2 protein-coding genes are annotated in these 2,430 nt (G+C 30.9%); both read right to left on the bottom strand.

Annotation, left to right across the window (positions count from 1 at the left end; translation table 11 throughout):
* Nucleotides 1–133: 133 nt before the first annotated feature.
* Nucleotides 134–979, bottom strand: a complete 846-nt coding sequence (locus WBF63_RS06615) for a hypothetical protein (protein WP_424368924.1) — start codon at nt 977–979, stop codon at nt 134–136.
* Nucleotides 980–1,203: 224 nt separating this feature from the next.
* Nucleotides 1,204–1,971 carry a lincosamide nucleotidyltransferase Lnu(H) gene (lnu(H), locus tag WBF63_RS06620; RefSeq protein WP_150433335.1) on the bottom strand — a complete coding sequence of 256 codons (768 nt, stop codon included), beginning with the start codon at nt 1,969–1,971 and terminating at the stop codon, nt 1,204–1,206.
* Nucleotides 1,972–2,430: the final 459 nt, after the last annotated feature.

Below are 2,430 nucleotides of genomic sequence, written 5' to 3' on the forward strand. Positions count from 1 at the left end.
CTATCCTAAAAATCCGGCAACAAAACTCTGGACAACAATAAACCTCGCTTAAAACAGCTTAAACGAGGTCAAGAATTTTTGTTTTCAATAAAATTTGGAGTTGTGCAACAGTTACCGATGTTAGCGGCAGTACTTATTTTCTTTTTGGGATAGTTCGTCTGCTACTAGGCTCTATTTCTTTTGTCAATATTTCTATAATGTCAGACTTTAATTTCTTGTAGTCAATATCTTTCTTGTACACATATTGATAGTATGAACCACTTATTGTAGCTTCATCCGTTTCAATTTGTCTTTCTAAAAGATAATCAAATTTTGTATCCTTATTTTCTTGATGATACATTAATACGTGAAAACGATATAATTGGTCTTTATCTGTTCCATCCTCATTTGTGCTATATACATAATAAACTACTTTCGTAAAACTTGATGAAAATCTGTTGTCAGGTAATTCTGGAAACCATTCATAACCCCACACATTTTTATCTTTAAATTTGAAAAAGTCGAAATTAAAATAGCCATCAATACCATTCGGCAAAGACTTATCTTTATAAGATTGATATAAAATTTCTTTATATTTTTTAGCCTCTTCTATTTTTCCCAATCCAAAATATGAAACAACTATATTTTTGACCATCCAAGGTTCTTTTTCAGCAAAAGTTGGATTAAAATACTCTTTATTATTTTGAATAATATTCAATGCTTCTAATCCATATTTCAAAGATGTTTGATAATTCTCTTTTAAACGATTTGAATTTTCTAAATATGAAGTTGCAGCTTCATAATACCACGTTACATAATTATATAAAGTGTCAGATTTAGACACTTCTGAATTTAACTCTTTAAAAATTTCATACGCATTTTGTACTTCGTTTGTTTTTAGAAAATCTTCAGCTTTTTTATATTTCTCTAATTGGGAATTTTGTCCAAAAGAAAAGACTGTGGTTAAAAGTGAAAGGAATAAAATTTGAATATTTTTCATTAATTATGATTTTATACGGAATTTCCGAAAGTATTGCCGCTAACGTTTAGGGGCTTGGCGTCAGTGGCGGAAATTGAAGCGAAAAGTTTCAATTTAGCGACACTGTAAGCAAAAGCCAATTAATTGAATAAATTTAAGAAAAAAGTCAATATAATTGGCTTTTTGCGAAATAGAAAGCCGAAACTTCAAATTTTGCCTTAACCCGCCATTGCGCCAAGCCTTTGTTAGCGGTAGTTTTTTCTTATTTCGTGTAGGATTTCGTTCAGTTTTGTTTCAATATTTAGTTCGTCAAATAGTTTCTCCGATAAATTTAATGAGTTTTCAAAAGCTAAAATTATGTTTTTAGGATTTAAATCCGATGTTATTGTTTTATACGCAGAATACCAAGTCATATCAATATCCTTTTCAAGACTTTTAGTCGGACTTTCCCAATGTTGGGTTTTGTTTATTCTTGCTCTAATAAGCCAGAGCAAATATTTCTGAACGTTTGATAAACTATGATGAGCGTGAGCAAATTCCTCTCGCTTAATTAAGTTACTTGTTGTCAGTACAACATTCAGTAATGATTGACTTAACCACAAGATGTTTTCATTTGTTATTCTTTCGGGCGATTTCGTTTTGATTTGATTAAGCGTTTTCGTTAAATGTCCGTCTTTGTCGATTAGGTTCATTTGGTCAAAATCGCTAAATGTAACTATTCCGTCCCAAGATTTGATAATTTCAATTTCCTCTGTTTTTAAAAAATGAAATTCTCCTCTGACCAAATTCTCAAAAATAGCAACTTCGGTTCCATATTCATTTATAAAATATAAAGCCACAGGATGAATTTGATTTACCCATTTTTCTGCCGAGAAATTTTCTTTATTTTTTACAAAGATGTAAAATTCGATGTCAGAATATTTGTCTCCTTCGTTTTTGGTAAATGAACCATACATAAAAACAGCGGAAACATTTTCGTCATATTGAGCTATAGATTTTGTTATGTTAATCATTTGTAACTGTGTCATTTTTTCTAATTTTTAAAAGTTAATAATAGAAAATTCCATTACTTTTTGAAAGCAATGAAAAGGTTTAAGTTTATATATTTTGGACAGTTACTTATAGCTTCATCGGATTATATTTTTTTATGTTCAACATTCTGTTTGGTAAAATTACCGCTAACGCTTTGGCGGCTTGGCGATAGTGCGGGATGAATTGAGCGAAAGTTCAATTCAGAACCGAACGAAGCAAAAGCTGTGGCTTTTGGTAAATTTAATAAAAAATCAAAAGCAAACAGCTTTTGGCGGATAAAAAGGCGAGAAGTTCAACTTTGTATTTAATCCCGCATTTCGCCAAACCGATGTGCTTGTTGCACAACTCCCCATTATCAAAAAAAAATGTGTATCTTGTTGTATGCAAGGACGGAAGAAATTTACCCCCAAACTATTCTATCAAACCAGCTTAGAGAACTT

It is taken from the genome of Moheibacter sp., assembly GCF_049672845.1.
Classification (GTDB): Bacteria; Bacteroidota; Bacteroidia; order Flavobacteriales; family Weeksellaceae; genus Moheibacter.